This window comes from Syntrophus buswellii, assembly GCF_046097065.1.
In the GTDB taxonomy this organism is placed as follows: Bacteria; Desulfobacterota; Syntrophia; order Syntrophales; family Syntrophaceae; genus Syntrophus; species Syntrophus buswellii.
In genome coordinates, this window is sequence record NZ_CP175563.1 from 127,457 (window position 1) to 146,368 (window position 18,912).

The window sequence follows — 18,912 nt, forward strand, 5'->3', positions numbered from 1 at the left end:
ATTCTTGGAGCGGAGCGCGCATGGCATTCGAACGTCAGGACAACGTGAGGGAGTATTACCGGCGGATCACCGAGGTCGACATCGGTATGGTCGCGCGGGAACTGCTTGGCGCTCACGTCCTGCATGAATCCGACCGCCTGCTCCAATGCGACTGTCCGAACCACAGCAGCCAATCGCACCGGTCCCTTCATGTCATGCTCGACAAGCAGGGTTGGTATTGCTTCGGCTGCGGCGTCGGCGGCGACGTGCTCCAGCTCGTGGAGTTCATCCAATCGGGCCAGGTGACGCGAGGACAGTCCGGCCCCATGCCGGAGAGCCATCAGCATGCCCGCGATTTCCTCGCGGCCAAGGCCGGGCTGCCGTCTTTGGCCAAGCACGGACTCTCGCCCGAGGAATTGGCCGAAGCTGAGGCGGAGCGCCTGGTCGAGTTGCGCGTCCACGATGTGCTGACGGCCCTGGCGGAACACTATCACGGACGGCTCAAGGACAACCCCGAGGTACTCGAATGGGTTCGGTCAAAGTACGGCCTTACCGTGGAGACGGTCGACAGGCTCCTCATCGGCTATGCGGACAACGACGGCGACGAGGGAATCGTCCGGAAGTTGACCTGCAAGGAGCGCGGTTTCTCCCCGCGAGATTTGGCGGCATCCGGCGCGTTCCGTCCCACCAACCAAGACGGACTTGATCCATTCTTCGACCGGCGCGTCGTGTTTCCCTACTGGAGCCGCGGCCGCGTCGTTTTCATGATCGGACGCAAGACACCGTGGACGCCTGACAAGCCATGGGAACAAGGAAAATACAAGAAGCTCCCGGTCCACGACGAAAACACCCGCAAGCACATCGCCCCGTGCATCGACAACAGCCACCTTTACAACGAGGACTGTCTGCTCGCCGACCCGGAGCGGTTGATCATCACCGAGGGCGTGACCGATTGCATCTCGCTTATGGAACATGGCTTCCCGGCGGTGTCGCCGGTGACCGTCCGCATCCGCGAGGCGGATTGGGAGCGGCTGCTGCCGCGTCTTCGCAACGTAAGAACGGTCTACGTCTGCCAGGACAACGAGATATCCCAGGCTGGTTTGAACGGCGCGCTCAAGACGGCAGCGGTCCTTTCCGAGCACCGGATACAAACCCGTCTTGCGCTTCTCCCCCTGGATGAAACACGCGAGAACGCCCGCCGGGAATTGCGGGAGCGGTTCGGTCTCGACGCCGCAGTGGGAGTCCGCGAACTGACCAAGCGCCTCGACGGCCGGACCCCGGATGAAATCCGCGAGGCCGAGCGCCTGCTCTCCGAAGCCAAAATCGACGTCAACGACTACTTCGTAGCGGGGCATTCGGCCCAGGACTTCGAAGAGTTGCTGGCGAAAGCCGAGACGCCCTTGGAGTTCGGCATTTCGCATCTACCGACGGACGTCTCGGAGGAGGAGCGCAACCGGTTGCTCGAACCGATCCTGCGCGAAGCAGCATACCTCACCCCGCTGGAGCAGAACCGCCATCTAAAACTCGTTCAGGAGCGGTTCGGCAAGATGGGACTCTCGCTGGCCACGCTGCGCGAGCAAGTGCGGGCGGTGCAGAAAGAGCAGAGGTCCCAGGCCAGGCAGGAACGAAAGCGGGAAAAGCGCTCATCGGATGCATCTCCCGGATCGTGCCGGGCGCGCATCGAGGAGGTGCTGCTCGCCACCGAAGAGGAGCGCGGCGCGCCCGATTTCACGCTCGCCGCCGAGGCTGCCTACGATTGGTTCGCGGCCAACGGTGCCCAGTTCTTTCACACCCTGCAGGGCGAGCCGTTCATGTATTTCGACAACGCCATCTACTGGATGGATTCGCCGGATCGGGGTCGCAAGCGCCATTACGCGGCCATGCTCTACAAGCATACGGGCATGGTGCCGACCTCCAACGGCGGACGGACTTTTTTCGAGGTGTTGCCCAGCCTGGCGATGATCCGTGGCCAGGTGCGCGACCAATTTTCCTGGCTGCACACCGATGTGGCCTCCTACACCGTCTATTTCAACCTGAACAATCCGGAGCACGAGATCGCCAAGATCACCCCGGACAAGATTCAGATCATGAAGAACGGCGGCAACGAGGACGGCATCATCCTGGACGGCTCGCGCAAGATGAAGCCGCTGAAATTCCTGCCCGACGCCGACCTCGAAGAGGCGGACCGGCTCCTGGTCGATCTGCTCGTGGGCAACATGACCTGCCCGCAGGGGGATCGCTTTCTCATCCTTTCCTGGCTCTCCTGCTTCCTGCTGATCGATTTTGCCGGGACGCGGCCCATGACCCGCTTCGAGGGTTCGGCCGGATCGGGCAAGACCACCGCCAGCAAGATCACGTCGACGCTGCTTTACGGCGAGCCCCAGCACAAGAAGGCCACCGACGCGGCGAACTACACCGATGGCTCGCAGAACCCGCTCATCGTCCTCGACAACATCGAGGTCAAGCAGATGACCGAGGATCTGACCACCTTCATGCTGACCAGCATCACCGGCATCGCCAAGGAGAAGCGCAAGAGCGGCACCGACAGCGAGACCATCACCGAGCGGACCAAATGCCTGCTGAACACCACCGGCATCGAGCCGCTGTGCGGGGAGCTTTCGGAGATACTGTCAAGGTCCTTCGTCATCAACTTCGACCTCGCCAACCAGGCCAGCGACTGCTTTCTGGAGTCGGAGGTCATCTCCGCCATCCAGCAGAACCGGGATCTGATCATTTCGGCCATCATGAAGCGAACCAGCCATGTGCTGGCAATGATCCGGGACGGAGCCCAGAAACAGGTCATGCGCCTGCTGCACCGAACCATGCCGACCCATGGCAAACGCCGGTGCAACGATTATCTGAGCCTGATGTACCTGATGATGCTGGCCGGGTCCGAGGAACACGAGGTGAGCACCGGACTCGAGGATCTGAGTCCGCTGTTCATCGAGCAGATCCATTCCATCAACGACACCAGTCAGGAGATGGCGCGGGAGTCGAACCCCATTGCCACTGCGCTCGCATCGCTTTTCCACGCCTACCGGAACGCGGTGGAGCTGGACGAGAAGGCCCGCTACGGCGAGGACGACCGGGCAAACCACGTGGTGGGGTTCATCGAACGCTACCAGGTGAGGTTCGAGAACGAGAACACCATGGAGCCGGTATCGGCGGGACGGCTGCTCGCGGCGCTGCGCAGAGTCGGCCGGGAATTCAACCTCGAGTTCGAATACAAGAAGCCCGCCCAGCTCGGTCGGCGCATCAGCAACGACCTGGACGTCATCCGGGACGCCGGGTTTGACATCGACCGGCAGCGCAACGCCCACACCAAGAACTTCGAGTACCGGATCTGCCACAAGAGCAGGTAAATGGAATTTTTTTGCCCAAACTGGATGATATGACGACACTGAACTTTATCAAAATCAAAGGCAAAACTTGACGCCATCATCCTGTGATGCTAAGTTAAAAGCAAATTTATATGGAGGTATACCCTTGAGAATCTAACGGAAACGAGCCTTCACGAAATTTTCGTGTTCCCATTTTGGATCGTTAAAATTATCCAAAAAATGGCGTTCTGTTTCCGTAGATCTTGGGTGGCTTCAGCGTTTATGATTTGAATGCCACGTTTAAGACGTGGCATTTTTTATTTTAGCTGATTCCATGGGAATGGGACGTCCAGTATGTTTTGTTACAGCATGCTTGGAGGTCAACAATGTCAATATCTTTTCAAAACGTTACCTTTTCTTATGATAGTGCAATATCCTCATTGCTTGAGGACATCACAGTTCATCTTGCGGAAGGATGGACAGGAATCGTAGGGCCAAACGGTGCAGGGAAAACGACTTTTCTGCAACTTGCGGCAGGACATCTACAGGTACAGCAAGGGACTATCAAACGGTCCGGACATATAGTTTTCTGCCCGCAGCGCACTGACGATGTTCCGGCACAGCTATCACTTTTGATTTCTACGGTTGAAGCAGAGGCATGCGTACTGCGTGGAAAGCTAAGGATTGGCGATGATTGGGTAAGTCGCTGGCCGACACTAAGTCATGGCGAGCGTAAGCGTGCTCAAATTGCTGTCGCTCTCTGGCAACAACCGGATGTCCTTCTTCTTGATGAACCGACCAATCATATTGATATTACGGCCCGTGAGCTGCTTATAGAAGCGCTTACATCATTTCGTGGTATTGGCCTGCTGGTTAGCCATGATCGAGATTTGCTTGACCTTCTTTGCCAGCAATGTATTTTTCTCGACCCCCCTCAAGCCATAATACAACCTGGCAATTATACGAAAGCTGCCGCAGATGTTAAACGAGAAGAATCAAGTTTGCAGGATAGACGTCATAGTTTGCAACAAAACCTGGAACGATTAAAGGACGAGTCGAAACGTCGCTGCGCTAAAGCCTCACGCGCCAACAAAAAGAAATCGAAACGTCATTTGGCACGTGGTGACAGCGATGGGCGTGCCAAAATCGACCTGGCTCGTGTTTCAGGACAGGATGGTCATGCCGGGCGTCTTGCTAAGCAATTAAAAGGTCGTATAAAGCATGTGCAGGAACAAATTTCTGATATAAAAATCAAGAAACGCTATGCAACTCATTTCTGGATCGATGGTTCCGTCTCTCCACGTCGAATCCTCTTTACTATTCCTGCTGACATAATCGCTCTCGATGAATCAAGAAAATTGCATATACCAGAGATTTCAATGCTACGTGACGATCGCATTGCTATTACTGGAGCAAATGGAATGGGAAAGACAACTTTTATTCGACATATTCTTAACCACATAGATATTCCTAATGAGCATTTGGTATATTTACCGCAAGAGATTGACATGATGAAAACCCGAAAAATCATGGCAGATGTAAATCACCTTTCTCATGAACAACTTGGTAAAATTATGACAGTGGTGAGTGCTCTTGGGTCACGCCCTGAACGACTGTTACATAACCTTGATATCAGCCCAGGTGAATTGCGCAAGGTGCTATTGGCGCTTGGAATTATTCGTCAGCCGCATTTAATTGTTATGGATGAACCGACAAATCATCTCGATCTTCCAGCAATCGAGTGCTTAGAGAATGCCCTGAAAGATTGCCCCTGTGGCCTGTTGCTGATCAGCCATGATTTGCATTTCCTCCAACAGGTCACTAGTAAACGGTGGCACCTGGGTCAACATGAAACGAACGTTATCATTTCTATAGATAATCGAAAGACAACGGATTGAGTATTCGCAGCTCCGGTTTTGCGGTGGTGCGGTGATCACCGCTGTCTCTTGCGGTGGATGACCACCGCACGCCAAACCCTTGCCAGACAAGGCGTTCATAGCCTTTGCGGTGGATGCGGTGGTAAATCCAGAGGTCTCACCCCCTATGGGCTGAAATATTTTTTCGACCCACCGATCCGGCGTTCCTCGCCAGAGAAATTTCGGCCAAGCGTGAGAGCCATTCCCCAAATACCACCGCAACCACCGCACTCTCTCTTTTCTTTCTTCATAACTATCGAAAAACAATAAACAAACAACGCACCACTCTCTGCGGTGGGACGAGAAAATCTTCCACCGCACGACCACGCAGCCACCGCACGTATCCACCGCAGCAGGTGGTCACCGACGGTTTCAGGGCAGCTCCGGTAAGTAACGGGAAAGGCGATTAACCCGTATTTCTGGAGCGTGAAGCCATGAGCCTTCTGAAAACCATGATCAAGCACACCGCCGGAGGGCAGGAAGCCTCGGCCGGATGTGAAACCCCATTATTACCACCGCAACAACCGCAGCCCGCCATCTATGTCTCCACCGGGCTCGATGTTCACGAGGTCGAGGACGCCCGCGACTGGCCTGAAGACCGGGAGATCGACGGCACGCTGTGTCGCCGCCTGTCGCCTGAATACTTTGCCTGGCTACGTTCCCGCATGCTCACGGCCCAAGCCGCGCACAAGGCCGGAAAGCTCCCCGAGGATGCCTGGAACACGCTGCGGAAGCGATTCAACGCCCTGCAGGCGCTGGCCATCCGGGAGTTCGGCAAGGAACTCCTGCAGGAGGTCCTGCACTCTTTTTCCCCGAAGAACTATCGGCCACCCGCGCTTCGTCCCGAGGCCCAGGAGAAACCTGTCGAAGTTGACACAAAGGACTGGATTTATCCCGGCAACCAAGCTTGGAAATGTAAGCAGCCGGTGACTTCCCAGGCTGTCGCCAAGGTCGACGCCATCCGTGAGGAGGCCATGGCCAAGGGCTGGTCCGAGGCACGCCTCTATCAGAACCAGGGCCGCTTCCGGTTTCCCTGCGGCGAGGACTACGGCCTGGTCTGCTTCGTCGATGGCGATCAGGAGATTGGCGAGGTCACCGAGCGTTCTATCGAAATTATCCACGGGCCGAAGTCCGGGCGTCCCAGCACGCTGCGGTTCTACACCCCGGACGTGCCGCAGCCGTGGATGAAGAAAGTGGAGGATTGAGCCGTGAAGAAAAAGAAACGCTACGCCAACGCCAAGGATGTTCTGCCCGAGGAACTCTTCGAGCAGATCCAGAAGCACTACACCGGAATTCTCTGGGTCCCGGCACCGAGCCGCTTCTATCAGGAGCGCCGCGACCTGGTGCTTGCCCTTCATCTGCAGGGGATCAGCAGCCAGGAGATCTCCAACCTCGCCGGAGTGACCACCCGCCGGGTCAACCAGATCATAGCCGCCGAACGAAAACAGGATCGAGACCGACAGTTGGCCGCCGCTTCCGGTAAGTAACCCCTGAACCGGCGGGAGCGCGTTTGGAGGCTAAATCGGCCTCCCGCCCCGCATCCCGGCTTGGGAAAACAATATTCGGCAGGATTTCCACGTGGCACTGAACAAACCGGACAAAGAGACGCTGGACCGCTGGCACCGCAACGAGGACAAGACCGAACCGCCCCGGCGCGGGCCTGGTGCGCCTGAGGGCAACCAGAACCGGCTGCGTCACGGCATCTTCGCCGACCGCTGTCTGACGCCGGAAGAGAAGGTCATGTTCGACGCGATCATCGACCGCCTCAACCGGGACTTCGAGTTCAACAAGTCCAGCGACTTTCTGCAGGTGGAGCTGGTGGGCGTCTACTCGGTGAAGCTGGTCCGCGCCCAGATCGAGGGGAACACGGACGCCGCCGAAAAGCTCGACCGTATGATCCGCTGCCACATGAAGGATCTCAAGACCACCAAGATCGCCCGTGAGGGTGAGGAGCCGAAAGGCCCGCAGACCTCTCCGGCGGAATGGGCGGCGGCGCTGCTCGAGAAGGTGGCCGAGGCCGCAAACGCCCCGGGCGCGAAACCCTCCGGCCGCAAGAAACGCGGAAAGAATTGCGGATAACACCATGGAGGGCTTTTCCGATGACCCCGGCACACGGCGACTTGCGACAGACAGCTTCACCAGGAATTGCGGATAAGACGTGTTCCTTGCACTTTCGGAATCGGCATTCACCGGCCGCCGCTCATCATTTTCACTCCTCGATTTCCTCCTGCAGCTCCCGATATCCGCTTGGCATGTGTGCGCATAAGCCGAGCCGCATAACCCAAGTAGATATTGGCATGTTCGCGCCGGAGCTCTCTCTCACAACCCAAGTAAATATTGGCATGTCGAGCCCCAGGCAGAACCGGCCAAGCCCCGCAAACAGTCATTCCTGCGGCAACGGCCCGCGCACATGCCAAGCAGATATTGCCATGTGTGTTCCGCGCCCGGAGCGCACAAGCCAAGCAGTTATAGCCATGTGCGGCCGACAGACAGAAAAGGAGAAATTCCGGTCAATCGATATTTCCCGCTCCGCCCGGGAGGCAGCGGGCCATCGTCATGATCATTCATCATCGGCGAATGTGTTCTTCTGCGGGCACTGTCACTCACTGTCTTCGACACTGTCTCGCCCAACGAAAACAGGAGCAGCCGGGGCCGCTCCCATCGTCGGGTCCGGAAGGATCAAAGGCGTTCGAGGGCTTCCTCGAGCTGACCGTCCACGAGGTGGGTGTAGATCTGGGTGGTGGACACGTCCCGGTGCCCCAAGGCCCGCTGCACCACGAGCAGGTCATTGGTCGCGCCGTAGAGGTGGGTGGCGAAGGTATGCCGCAGCCCGTGCGGCGTCAGTTCCTTTTCGATCCCGGCCTTCCGCAGCCAGTGGGCGAGCCGGTTGGCTATCTGCCGCTGGCAGAGTCTGCCGTCCCGGTTCGACAGGAACAGGGCTTCCATTTCCGGGCGGCCGTGTCGACGTCGCTCGGCCAGGTAACGGCGCAGCAATGTGCGGAGGTCGCTCTTGATGAACTTGACCTGCGGCACATTCCCCTTGGCCCGCACCCGCAGATGCTTGGCGTCGAGGTCGATGTCATCCATGTCGAGCGCGGCCAGCTCACCAAGCCTGATCCCGGTACCCAACAGCACCTCGATCATGGCGCGGTCGCGCAGCGCGGAGAAGTCGGTCCGTCCCTTGAGCTCCTTGAGGAGCTGTTTCTTTTCGGCGGCGGTCAGGAAGACCGGCAGCTTTCTCGGCAACCGATGCATGCGGATGGACCGGGCTGGATTGTCATCGACCACGCCCGCCTCGGCGGCCCAGGCGAAAAAGGCCCGCACCGCAGTCTTCATCCGATGGAGCGAAGCCGCCGAGCGTGGGCCGCGCTCACTCTCGGTAACCGCCCTGGCAGAGAACACCTGGTCGAGGAGCCTGGCCGTGACCGCCCGGCAGACGATGCCCGGGGCCAGCTCCCCGGCCACGCGGGCCACCAGGGCGAGGTCCCGGCGGTATGCGGCTTTGGTCGCAGGTGAGCGTCCTTCGGCCGACAGGCGGGCACAGAACGCCTCCGTCGCGCCCGTCAGGTCGAGGTCAGCCGTTTGGTTGCTCATCGCTGGACTCCTTCACCCGGCTGTGGCCCATGGGTGTGCTCTTGGGCAGAGGCAACTCCTCGATGCGCCCCGACTCCCTGGCCCAGACCATCATCATGCGGAACACACGGACGGTCTTGGCGACGGTGCGCTCGGCCCGCTCCCTGCCGTCGGGGAGTTTGAGCAGCAGATCGGATTTGTAGAACTTGCCGACCTGGGGAAGCCGGATCTCGGCGAGCTGGCGATCCGCGCCGAAGAAGGACTCAACCGCGTCGAGGTCCTTCCGGTAGGTGTAGAGGGTCCGCTCTTTCTTTCCGGATTCCCGCAGGTGGCCGATGAAAGCCTCGGCGGCTTGATGCACGGTGCATTCGGTCATGTCGATGTCTCCTTTGTCGGTGGCCCGGTGTGTTCAGGACAGGAACTCGTCCAGCTCCTGCAGCAGTTCCTCGACGTGGCCGAGGGAGCCGACGCTCGCCCAGGTGATGTCCGGCTGTTTCGCGTCCGCTTCGAGCTTGCCGCGAATGCCCTCTATCAGCTGGGCGATGTTCTCCTGCTTTTCTCGGTACGCCTTGAGTGCCTGCTGGCGGTTTCTGTCGTAGGTCATGGTCTGCCTCCGGTTCCGTTTTTCGTGGATGCGGGACCATCCCGCGTCACATCCAATGACGCTTCTATTTCGTTGGAAATCAAGTGTTTGCAGAGATCTTTCTGCATGTGCCCCAAACCCATAACCCAAAGGAGATCAACATGTTGAAGAAGACCCTCGAATGGACCATCCCGCTGGTCCTGGCCGGGATCATGACCGGCTGCGCCACCTACCGGCCTCCGGCCCAGATCCAGTCGGCGGTGGCCACCGTCAACCGCCACACGCCCGAGTACGTGACCGAGGCCAACAAGGCCCTGCGCGAGGTCGGTCACCCGGACGCCGAGCGCCTGACCGGTGTCGGCCTGCGCCTGCAGTCCGCCGTGGACGCCCTTGACCAGTGGGCCAACGGCGCAAACCAGGAGGCAGGCCAATGAAAGAGATCCTTCAGGAAAACAGCGATGCCGTCCGCCAGGCCGGTGAGGCCCTGGTCGAAATCGGCACCGAACTGGCGGCGGGACGGATCGAGAACGCCCTCGGCCGTCTGGAAGCGGCTCAGCAGCAGTACCAGGCCTGGGCCGAGTTGGACCAGGCCATCATCGACATTCAGGAGGCTGTCCACGACCGGAAGAACACCCTGGCCGTGCAGCAGATCCTGACGGAACTGGTGGGCACCATCCTCGGCAGCGCCTTGAGGACGGGAATGCACTGATGGCGGTAACCGACAAGGAGCGCAAACTCGCGGCGACCCTGAGCGATCCCGTGTTGTGGGGGCAAGCCTATCTCTACAACCGGGATGGCTCAGGCCGCGACTACTGGCCGCACCAGGTAGAGGACCTGCGCTGCCCGGCCAAGAACATCATCCACCTCGACGGCCGGGACGTGGGCAAGTCCATCGTGCTCTCGACCGACGCGCTCCATTACGCCTTCACCACCCGGGGCGGCCAGGGCCTCATCGCGGCTCCGCACCAGGGGCACCTCGACACCATCATCGAGGAGATCGAGTTCCAGCTCGACAGCAACCCGGATCTGATGAACAGCATCGCTCTGACCAAGTACGGCAAGCCCAAGATCCACCGCAAACCCTATTTCCGGCTGGAGTTCACCAACGGTTCGGTGCTCTATTTCCGCCCGGCCGGGGCCTATGGCGACGCCTTTCGTTCGTTGCATGTCGGTCGCGTCTGGGTCGATGAAGGAGCCTGGCTGACCGAACGGGCCTGGAAGGCGCTGCGCCAGTGCCTCAAGGCCGGTGGGACGCTACGCATCTACTCCACGCCCAATGGCCTGCGCGACACCACCTATTACCGGCTCACCTCGTCGGAGCAGTTCCACGTTTTCCGCTGGCCCTCCTGGCTCAATCCCCTGTGGACCGAAGATCGCGAGGCCGAACTGCTGGAGTTCTACGGCGGCCGCGACAGTTCCGGTTGGCAGCACGAGGTGGCCGGTGAACACGGCAAGCCCTCCTATGGGGCCTTCAATGTCGAGCAGTTCAACCTCTGTCGGCAGGATCTGCTGGAGTATCAGAAGATCGTAATCACCGATTCCGAGCTGCGCGATTGCGACACCGAGGAAGCGGCCCACGACCGGCTGGAGATGCTGCTCAACCTCACGCCCCGCAGCGGGCAGTTCTGGGTCGGCGGCGACCTGGGCTACACCAACGACCCCACCGAGATCGTCGTATTCCAGGAGACGGAGATCGGCGAGCGGACGCTGCTGAAGATGATCCTGCGCGTCCATCTCGAACACGTTTCCTATCCCCACATCGCCCAGACCATCGCGCTTCTGGACCGGTATTACACAGCCGCGGGCATCGGCGTGGACAACGGCGGCAACGGAATGGCTGTCGTGCAGGAACTGCTGACCCTGGACAAGTACAAAGACCTGGCTCTCCAGGGGCGGCTGCGCGGTTACGACTTCGGGGGCATGACCACCCTGGCCGTGCGCGACGGCCACGAGGTCAGGAAACGGACCAAGGAATTCATGACCAGCCTTATCGCCGGGGCGCTGCAACGGCGTCAGCTTGTGTTCCCCATCGAGGACCTGGAGATCGAGGATCAGTTCACCACCCACACCTACACACTGCACGACGGACGCATCGTCTATTCAAAGGGCAACGACCACGTCATTGACGCCGTGCGCTGCGCCATGCTGGCCCGGGAACAGTCCGTCCTCAACCAGGTGGGCGAGGAGACGGTTTCCTTGGTGCCGCTGACGACCGAGCCGGTGTTTATCTGAATTACACGAGCGGAGCTTTCACGATTCTTCGTGGAGATATTCAGTGCTTGACGCAAATACACAAAACCCAGCCTCCCCTCTGGGTTCACCGTGTCAAAGTCAAGCGGAGCCGACTCCCGCTGGAACTACCGAACAACCCGCCCACCGACGTTCCTTCCCCGCCTCCGGTAGATAACCCCAGGAGCGGGCTTCCCCCGCCACACGGCGCGAATGTCGCGCCCACAAGGGCAAGAAACCGAGAGGACCCCGGTGGAAACACGATCCAACCTGACACCCGACAGCCCGGCATCCGGATCGGGCGCTGAGCCGACGCCGCTTTCAGCGGACGGTCTGGTGCTCGTCCCTCTTGCCGCCGCCGCGGCCTTGGACCCGTCCGTGTTCAGCAAGGTCAACGCATCCGAAGCGATCCCGGCTTCCTGGGAGGACCGGGCGCGCAAGGCCTGGGAGTATTACCTCGAAGAGCCGCTGGTGAAAAACTGCGTCAACTCCTGGCGCACCTTCGCCGTGGGCGAAGAGATCAAGATCGCGAGCGATGACGAGAAGGTGAAGTGGGAGGCCGTGGATGCCGCCGACCGCCTGAGCGTCTCCGAGTTCGTCAAGGACATGATTCTCCAACTCCTGGTCAAGGGTGACGCCGTCGGATTCAAACGGTACACCAAGGATGGCAAGGACCTGGAGGAACTGGTCTGCGTCAACCCGGTTTCGGTCAAGGTCAAGTACGCTCAAGGGCGGCTCGTCGAAGCCCGGCAGACGCCGGAAGACAATCCCGCCGCGGACGAGGGGCTGGACCTGCCCGTGGAGCAGGTGCTCCACCTCAAGTGGGACGCGCCGGCTTTCTCTCCACGGGGCAACTCGCTCGTCCTTCCCGCTTTCCAGTCCATCGAACTTCTGCGCGATTACCGCCGGGCCGAACAGGCCATCGCCAAGCGCTGGGCCACGCCTTTCAGACTACTCAAAGTCGGTGGCGCGTTCGGCCAGAAGATGGTCATGCCCGACCAGAAGATGCTCGAACAGGTCCGGGACATGGTCAACAAGATGGACCTCAAGAGCGGCTTGGTCGTCCCCTTCTACGTCACGGTCGAGACCCACGGCACCGAGGGTCAGGTCCTCAACGTCGAGGACAAGGTCAAGGAAGTGAAGGAGGACATCGTCGTGGCGCTTGGCCTCTCGCGGTCGCTGGTGACCGGGGACGGCCCTAACTTCGCCACGGCCTCGGTGAGCCTCCAGAAGATGCTGGTGATGATCCGCGAGATCAAGCAGGCCGCCCGGATCATCCTGAACTGGATATTTAACGACTGGCTGGAGCTCAAAGGCTGGGAAGACAAGACCCTCCAGTTCCTGTTCAACGACCTCGATCCCTCGGATGCGGTCGATTTCAAGCGTCTCCTCATCGAGCTCTACGACCGCAAGCTCATCAGCCGTTCGAGCCTGCAACTGAAGATGGACCTCGACCCTGACATCGAGGCCGCCAACCGGGAGACTGAGAAGCGCTCGGTGGACATGCTCGACGAAAAGCAGATCAAGCCCATCGTCGATATGGTGACCGCCGGGATCATGGGCGTCGAGACGGCCCAGGAGATGCTCGGCCTCGACCCGGCGAAGAACCCGACGGGAAGTCGCGCCGAGGCATCGTGGGCCGGGCCGTTCGCCCGCGCAAGCATCGCCGCCGCCGTGTGCGACGATTGCGCGCATTTCGACGGTGATCTCAACCACTGCCGGGTCCAACGAAACGAAACTACCTTCGACACCCCGGTCTGCCGCTTCTTCGAGCCGAAGACCGCCGCGATGGAACACGGCTCTGACAGGAAGGAAGAATCGACGTCTCGGCAGGCGGCGTGCCGGGAGTGCGGGGGATGATCGGTGCGCTCGCGGCCAAACGTCCTCTCTCCCAAGCCGAAGCCATTCGCCTGGCCACGGAGAAGAGCGTCCGCGCCCGCAATCTCTATACGGAGCAAACGGTCGCCGAGCTGACCGCGATGCTCGCCGCCGCCGAAGAGGAGGTGCGCCGCGCCATCCTCCGCTACAAGAGCCTCGGCTCCCTCCCCGACAACAAGCTCGCCGCCCTCGAAGGTCTCAAGAAACTGCAAACCGACATCCAGGAGACCACGAGCCGCCTGCATCGGGAGCAGACGCTGCTTTTCCGGAAAACGGCCAAGACATCCTTCCGCCAAGGCGTCTACCGAGGCATCGACGAGTTCGCCGCGGCACAGCTTCCCTTCTACCGCGACTTGACCCAGGAGGGTATCGACAAGCTCGCCACCCGAGTGTTCACCCTGGTTGACACGGATGCCCTCGATTTCATGACCAACTACAACCTGGTCCTGGCCGGCGACGTCAACCGCGAGCTGGCCGACGGCATCAAGCGTGTCGTGATGGGCGGCGTCGCTACCGGCAAGGGCGTCGAGGACATCGTCCGCGACCTCGGGCGCGTGGTGAAAGACCCGGAGTCCTTCCGTTATGCCGGTTCCAAGGTATTCACCAAGGCCCAGTACCGCATGGAGGTGATCTCCCGCACGGAGGTCCTGCGCGCCCATAACCAGGGGCGACTCAAGTTCCACGACCAGGTCGGAGTCCGGAAGCTCGAATGGATGACCATGGAGGACGAGCGGGTCTGCCCGGTCTGCGGGCCGCTGGACGGCAAGGTGTTCGACACGAACCGCTTTCCCCAGCAACCGGCCCATCCCAACTGTCGCTGCACGAGCGTGGTCGCATGGCCGCTGGTGATCTGCGGAGGTGAGCTGGGGGCGAAAGCCGCGGCTGAACCCGCCGCGTGCATCATCCCGCCCCAGACCATCGAAGAGCAGGCGAAGGCCAAGGCGGCGGAAGACGCGAAGCTCAAGGCAGCCTTCGAAGGCGGACAGATCGCCGACCTGAACACTCTGAGCGTGAAGCAACTCCAGACCCTGGCCAAGCAGAACGGCGTCTCCATCGCCCGGACCAAAGCCGACTTCATCCATCTGCTCGACGCGGCGGAGCCGGGCGTGGACCACTCCAGCCTCGCCGGAGCCGCGCTCGATGCCAAGCTCAAGGAACATAAGATCGGCCTGCTCCGCACCAAGGACGACCTGATCCAACTCCTGGCGCAGAAACAGGCGTCCCTCAAGCAGGCGCAGCAACTGGCGGACCAGCTCAAGAAGATTCCGCCGAGCGGCGGGCTGCATGACCTCACCGTGGTCGAGCTGCAGGAGATGGCCAAAGCCAAGGGCGTCTCCCTCAACATGACCAAGCAGGACGTGATCGACCTGCTCGACGAGTTGGAACCCGGCGTCGATCACAAGGCGCTCCAAGGCGCGACCTTGATCGACGCCAAGAAGAAGCACCACATCGGCCCGCTCAAGAACAAGCAGCAGCTTGTTAAGGCGCTGGAAAAGGCGGCCGGTGAGGAACTGGCGGAAAAGGCCAAGAAGGAAGCTCTCGAAGCAGCCGAGAAGGCCGCAATCAACAAGGCGAAACAGGCAGTCGAACAGACCGCTGCAAAGGTGATCGTGCCGGAGTCCCCCGCAGGATACGCCGACTTCCTCTCGGCGGTGAAAGATGCGGAATCGGCGCTCGCGGCTTCGCCCGGCCTGCCGCAGGAGATACTCGAAGGACACGCCAAAGAGCTCGCCATCAAGAAAAAGCTATTCCAGGACCAGGTCTCGTCCATGAAGGTCGGCGACCTCAAGACCCTGGCCAAGGACACCAAGCTCAAGCACTGGCAGTGGGCGAACAAGGACGAACTGGTCACTCTGCTTACGGAGACCGACCCGGCCAAGATCGAGGCCGCCAAGACCGGCATCGAAACGAAGCACGCAGCCTGGTTGGAAAAGCACGGCGGCAAAAAGAAGGTTGCCGCGCCCGAACCTGCGAAACCCGCGCCGACTCCGAAACCGACGCAGCCGTCGCCGCCGGTTTTCTCCAAGAAAGGCGCGCAGTTCGAGGAGGCGGACGCGGCCTGGATCGCCAAGGGCAAATCGGGAAACTTCACATCCGCGGGCAAGGCGCAGGTCGGCGGCGCGCACAGCAAGGAATTCTGGACCGATGAAGCGGGCGACCGCTGGCTCTTCAAGCCGGTTGAACGGGCTGGTGACGAGTTCATCGCACATGGAGAAGAAGCCGCCTACAAAATCGGACGCCTCATCGATCCGGTCGCTGTCGAGGTCCGCACCATCCGCCTGAATGGACGCCTCGGCTCCATCCAGAAGTGGCGGACCGACCTCAAGGATCGCTTCGACTTCGCCGGATTGGACCTCACAGACCTCACCACCCTCGACATCGAACAGATTCAGCGGGAGCACGTCGTCGACTGGTTGATCTCCAATCACGACGGCCACGCCAAGCAATTCCTGCGGGGGCGTGACGGGAAGGTCTACGGCATCGACAAAGGACAGATCTTCAAATACCTGGGCGAGGACCGCCTGGCCGTCGACTATCACCCGAACGCCAAGTACGGCGAACAAGAGCCTTTTTACAATACGGTTTTTCGCGCCGCCAAGGAAGGCAAGGTCAAGATCGATCCCGCGGCGACTCTCCGCTACATCCGCGAGGTGGAGAAGATCGCCGACGAGGATTACCTGGCCATCCTGCGCCCCTACGCCGAGGGACGGTTCGGAGGGGACGAATCCCGCAAGCAGGCCTTCTACGAAACGGTCCTGGCGCGGAAGCGGAACCTGCGGCGCGACTTCGAGGGTTTCTATGCGGACGTATTGGGCCGTCGGGACTTCCGTTTCGAGGATGTGTTGGAGGCGCTGCCGAAGACCCGACTGGGGCCGACCGAGGAGGCGCTTCTTGAGGAAGTCCGTTCACTCGGCTGGCAGGGGAAGGTATTGCCCTTCGACGAGGACGACATCGAGGACCAGAACGCCCTGGTCTTCGTCGAGACCCTGAAGGGAAAGCAGCGGACCGTGGTCAAGATGAAGGTTCGGCCCGAAGCGGAGGGAAAGCTTCTTGAGGCGCTGCGCAAGGCGGGAGTCGATACTGCGACCGCCCGGGTGGGTGAGGCGCTGCCGCAGGACGTTTTCGCGCAGGACATATTGTCCGCGGTGAAGACGGTCAACCACCACGCTACGGACCAGCAGTACAACCAGGGGACGCTCAAAAAGGCTACGGACCATCTGAAGGCGTTGAAGCGACTGGCTGACTCGACCGACCCGGACGAACGGGCCATGGCCCGAAGCTACATGGACTGGATCGAGAAGGTCCAGGAAGCCGCCCGTGAACACAAACCGGTCGGGGGACGGTTCGATGTATATCTCAAGAAACATGCCGCGCCGGAAAAGAAACCCAAGGAGGCTCCATTCACCGTGCGGCGGACGAAGGTGCTTCAGGCCAAACGGGAGCTGAAGAACGGCGAACTCGTTGTCGTGGACGAGGCGGCGGACAACTCGGCGCTGTTCCGCGGTCGTGCCATGAAGGCCGGCGAGCAATACGAAATCGACTTCGGCGACGGCACGCGCGCAGTCTACCGCCCGTGGTCGGACAAGAACCTCTATGCCCAGCAGGGCGAACTCGAGATGGTCCTCCCGGACAGACCTGACGCCAAGAGCCTCGAGCGGGCCATGGAACGTATGGAATCGCTGGGCATCAAGGCAGGTGCGGCCACGCCGCAGGACGCCGAGCTTCTCTATCTTCACAAACAAGCCTACCTCGCCAAGGTGGACCGAGAGCCGGACTACAAGCGGCTGGTCGAGGAGCTGGACCGCCGGGCTGCGGGCAAGGAGGAACGGGTCCGGGAGATACGCGGCTTCTGGGAAAAACGGCTCGGAGTGAAAGACATCACCCGCACGCCGGGCTACGACCCCATGGGTGAATACCAGGCTGCTTTCAAGAATCCCACCAAGCGAGCAGGCTACAGGCATCAATACCGCTTCGACATTTCCGACGCGGACATCGAGAAGCAGATGAAGGGATACGGCCTTCACCACCGTTTGACCAACGGCGAAGACGTGGCGTCGTTCATCGACGCGGCGCTGGGAAACAACGGAGCCATGGTAAGCACGGTCGAGAAGCTGCGCGCCGGTGTGCCGGTGGGCGGGATGTCGCCGGAAGCGGACATGGACACCGGCGGCGCGAGCTATTTCTTCACCCGGATCAAGAAGCTCCCGACGGCCGGAGGGTCGTCCGACACGGGGCTCTACTTCAAGAATCGAATGCTCCGGCGCATGGATGCCATCAGCTATGACCACGATGCCTTCGGACGGGTGAGGGACGAATACGTCTCGAACCACCGGGGGAGCACGCCCGAGGAGTGGAAACAGTTCGCCCGCCGAGGCAGCAACGAGACGATCTTCAAGTACTCGGTGACCCTGCTGGACAACATCGACGTGATCGTGGTCGGAAGCGAGCGGGAAAAACAACGGCTGTTGGAGGTCTTCCGCAACCGCAAAATCATGAAGCTGCCCGACGGCCGCAAGGTCGAGGACATCGTGCTGGTGAGGTGAGCATGAAAGAATTCATCGAAAGGGAAAAAGGCCGTCTGCAGGCGCTCTTCGAGCCGTTCAACACCAGAGGCTCCTGGATGACGCTGGCGGACAAAGGCCGGACGCCGGTCCGGGTCGGTATCGTGGACGGGTTCACCGTGACCCGCGTGGCCCCGCAATTCGACGCCGGCGGGGATGTGACGCGTGTCGATTTCTGGCTTCTCATCCGGCTCTCCGGATACGACGAGGGCTTTCAACACGCCCACACCATCAAGGTCGTCTCCTGGTCGCAGGACGACACCTACCTGCTCGATCTGCTCGATGATCGGGATCGCAGGTTCCATATTGAGCTCATCTTCCCTGACCAGGAACCCAACGAGGCAGCGGACTGGAAGCGCTGGCGAGACTATAAGGCCGGAAACCTGGACCGCTTCGAGCGGATCGACGCGGAGCTTCTGACCGAGCACACCCGCATTACGGAGGAATGGGAATGAAGCTCAGATACATGATCGAATACGCGCTCCGCGACCGTATCCGCAACCCGCGCTATGAACCCATCGGCGTTTGGGCTCAGGGCCTGGGACCGGGTTTGGACCTGGTGATCGAGTTCCTGCCCGGAAACGCGGACGCCGAGGAAGAAGCTCAGTGGGTGGTCAACCGGCTGGTGGAGCAAGGCGTCCGCAGCCTGCCTGATGATTTTCTGGCGTACCATCAGGGCACCCTTTCCAAATACCGCGGCATGCGCGGTCCCGTTATCCAAACCGACGAATACCCGTCCACCGAATCTTGTGCCCGGTCAGTCATCGACCGGATCAAGTCGGGCCGCATCTCCTGATCCCCCCTCCGACACTTTTCGACGGTCTCCGGTAGGTATCCCAACGACAGGGCTCTCGGCCTGATTTCGGGGTTCA

The 18,912-nt window shown here is 60.5% G+C and carries 15 protein-coding genes; 12 read left to right on the plus strand and 3 right to left on the minus strand.

The window, feature by feature from the left end:
• The first annotated feature begins 20 nt into the window (after positions 1 to 20).
• The 5 genes from ACJ77P_RS00590 (at position 21) to ACJ77P_RS00610 (ending at position 7,294) form a co-directional block, all read left to right on the plus strand.
• A complete protein-coding gene (locus ACJ77P_RS00590; protein ID WP_408998716.1) occupies positions 21 to 3,341 on the plus strand; it encodes a CHC2 zinc finger domain-containing protein in 3,321 nt (1,106 codons plus the stop codon).
• Positions 3,342 to 3,685: 344 nt separating this feature from the next.
• Complete coding sequence (locus ACJ77P_RS00595; RefSeq protein WP_408998717.1) at positions 3,686 to 5,197, plus strand: ATP-binding cassette domain-containing protein; 1,512 nt, start codon at positions 3,686 to 3,688, stop codon at positions 5,195 to 5,197.
• Positions 5,198 to 5,649: 452 nt separating this feature from the next.
• Positions 5,650 to 6,420, plus strand: a complete 771-nt coding sequence (locus tag ACJ77P_RS00600; protein ID WP_408998718.1) for a hypothetical protein — start codon at positions 5,650 to 5,652, stop codon at positions 6,418 to 6,420.
• Positions 6,421 to 6,423: 3 nt separating this feature from the next.
• Complete coding sequence (locus ACJ77P_RS00605; protein ID WP_011367837.1) at positions 6,424 to 6,702, plus strand: hypothetical protein; 279 nt, start codon at positions 6,424 to 6,426, stop codon at positions 6,700 to 6,702.
• Between the two features lie 91 nt (positions 6,703 to 6,793).
• Positions 6,794 to 7,294, plus strand: a complete 501-nt coding sequence (locus tag ACJ77P_RS00610; protein WP_408998719.1) for a hypothetical protein — start codon at positions 6,794 to 6,796, stop codon at positions 7,292 to 7,294.
• A gap of 600 nt (positions 7,295 to 7,894) precedes the next feature.
• Here ACJ77P_RS00610 and ACJ77P_RS00615 read toward each other — a convergent pair.
• Genes ACJ77P_RS00615 through ACJ77P_RS00625 form a run of 3 tightly spaced genes read right to left on the minus strand, consistent with a single transcriptional unit; the run spans position 7,895 to position 9,392 of the window.
• The gene (locus tag ACJ77P_RS00615; RefSeq protein WP_408998720.1) at positions 7,895 to 8,809 is read right to left on the minus strand and encodes a tyrosine-type recombinase/integrase; all 915 of its coding nucleotides are present in this window, start codon (positions 8,807 to 8,809) and stop codon (positions 7,895 to 7,897) included.
• Positions 8,790 to 9,149 carry a hypothetical protein gene (locus tag ACJ77P_RS00620; protein ID WP_408998721.1) on the minus strand — a complete coding sequence of 120 codons (360 nt, stop codon included), beginning with the start codon at positions 9,147 to 9,149 and terminating at the stop codon, positions 8,790 to 8,792. The genes ACJ77P_RS00615 and ACJ77P_RS00620 overlap by 20 nt, the downstream gene beginning before the upstream one ends.
• Positions 9,150 to 9,197: 48 nt before the next feature.
• Entirely contained in the window at positions 9,198 to 9,392 is a 195-nt protein-coding gene (locus ACJ77P_RS00625; protein ID WP_408998722.1) for a hypothetical protein, read from the minus strand.
• A gap of 140 nt (positions 9,393 to 9,532) precedes the next feature.
• Between ACJ77P_RS00625 and ACJ77P_RS00630 the strand changes: the two genes are divergently transcribed.
• The 7 genes from ACJ77P_RS00630 (at position 9,533) to ACJ77P_RS00660 (ending at position 18,836) form a co-directional block, all read left to right on the plus strand.
• Positions 9,533 to 9,805, plus strand: coding sequence for a hypothetical protein (locus ACJ77P_RS00630; protein WP_408998723.1), 273 nt, complete (start codon positions 9,533 to 9,535; stop codon positions 9,803 to 9,805).
• Complete coding sequence (locus ACJ77P_RS00635) at positions 9,802 to 10,080, plus strand: hypothetical protein (RefSeq protein ID WP_305856928.1); 279 nt, start codon at positions 9,802 to 9,804, stop codon at positions 10,078 to 10,080. The genes ACJ77P_RS00630 and ACJ77P_RS00635 overlap by 4 nt, the downstream gene beginning before the upstream one ends.
• A complete protein-coding gene (locus tag ACJ77P_RS00640; protein WP_408998724.1) occupies positions 10,080 to 11,603 on the plus strand; it encodes a terminase large subunit domain-containing protein in 1,524 nt (507 codons plus the stop codon). Before ACJ77P_RS00635 ends, ACJ77P_RS00640 begins: the two co-directional genes overlap by 1 nt.
• Positions 11,604 to 11,936: 333 nt before the next feature.
• Positions 11,937 to 13,460 carry a hypothetical protein gene (locus ACJ77P_RS00645; protein ID WP_408999384.1) on the plus strand — a complete coding sequence of 508 codons (1,524 nt, stop codon included), beginning with the start codon at positions 11,937 to 11,939 and terminating at the stop codon, positions 13,458 to 13,460.
• Positions 13,457 to 18,022, plus strand: coding sequence for a minor capsid protein (locus tag ACJ77P_RS00650; RefSeq protein ID WP_408998725.1), 4,566 nt, complete (start codon positions 13,457 to 13,459; stop codon positions 18,020 to 18,022). The genes ACJ77P_RS00645 and ACJ77P_RS00650 overlap by 4 nt, the downstream gene beginning before the upstream one ends.
• Before the next feature lie 2 nt (positions 18,023 to 18,024).
• Entirely contained in the window at positions 18,025 to 18,495 is a 471-nt protein-coding gene (locus ACJ77P_RS00655; RefSeq protein ID WP_408998726.1) for a hypothetical protein, read from the plus strand.
• The gene (locus tag ACJ77P_RS00660; protein WP_408998727.1) at positions 18,492 to 18,836 is read left to right on the plus strand and encodes a hypothetical protein; all 345 of its coding nucleotides are present in this window, start codon (positions 18,492 to 18,494) and stop codon (positions 18,834 to 18,836) included. Before ACJ77P_RS00655 ends, ACJ77P_RS00660 begins: the two co-directional genes overlap by 4 nt.
• Positions 18,837 to 18,912 lie beyond the last annotated feature (76 nt).

What these genes read in the sequence shown, in the direction of transcription:
- ACJ77P_RS00635 (WP_305856928.1), top strand. Translation starts at nt 9,802, where the DNA reads ATGAAAGAGATCCTTCAGGAAAACAGCGATGCCGTCCGCCAGGCCGGT.
- ACJ77P_RS00595 (WP_408998717.1), top strand. Translation starts at nt 3,686, where the DNA reads ATGTCAATATCTTTTCAAAACGTTACCTTTTCTTATGATAGTGCAATA.
- ACJ77P_RS00640 (WP_408998724.1), top strand. Translation starts at nt 10,080, where the DNA reads ATGGCGGTAACCGACAAGGAGCGCAAACTCGCGGCGACCCTGAGCGAT.
- ACJ77P_RS00600 (WP_408998718.1), top strand. Translation starts at nt 5,650, where the DNA reads ATGAGCCTTCTGAAAACCATGATCAAGCACACCGCCGGAGGGCAGGAA.
- ACJ77P_RS00650 (WP_408998725.1), top strand. Translation starts at nt 13,457, where the DNA reads ATGATCGGTGCGCTCGCGGCCAAACGTCCTCTCTCCCAAGCCGAAGCC.
- ACJ77P_RS00660 (WP_408998727.1), top strand. Translation starts at nt 18,492, where the DNA reads ATGAAGCTCAGATACATGATCGAATACGCGCTCCGCGACCGTATCCGC.
- ACJ77P_RS00615 (WP_408998720.1), bottom strand. Translation starts at nt 8,809, where the DNA reads ATGAGCAACCAAACGGCTGACCTCGACCTGACGGGCGCGACGGAGGCG.
- ACJ77P_RS00630 (WP_408998723.1), top strand. Translation starts at nt 9,533, where the DNA reads ATGTTGAAGAAGACCCTCGAATGGACCATCCCGCTGGTCCTGGCCGGG.
- ACJ77P_RS00655 (WP_408998726.1), top strand. Translation starts at nt 18,025, where the DNA reads ATGAAAGAATTCATCGAAAGGGAAAAAGGCCGTCTGCAGGCGCTCTTC.
- ACJ77P_RS00590 (WP_408998716.1), top strand. Translation starts at nt 21, where the DNA reads ATGGCATTCGAACGTCAGGACAACGTGAGGGAGTATTACCGGCGGATC.
- ACJ77P_RS00625 (WP_408998722.1), bottom strand. Translation starts at nt 9,392, where the DNA reads ATGACCTACGACAGAAACCGCCAGCAGGCACTCAAGGCGTACCGAGAA.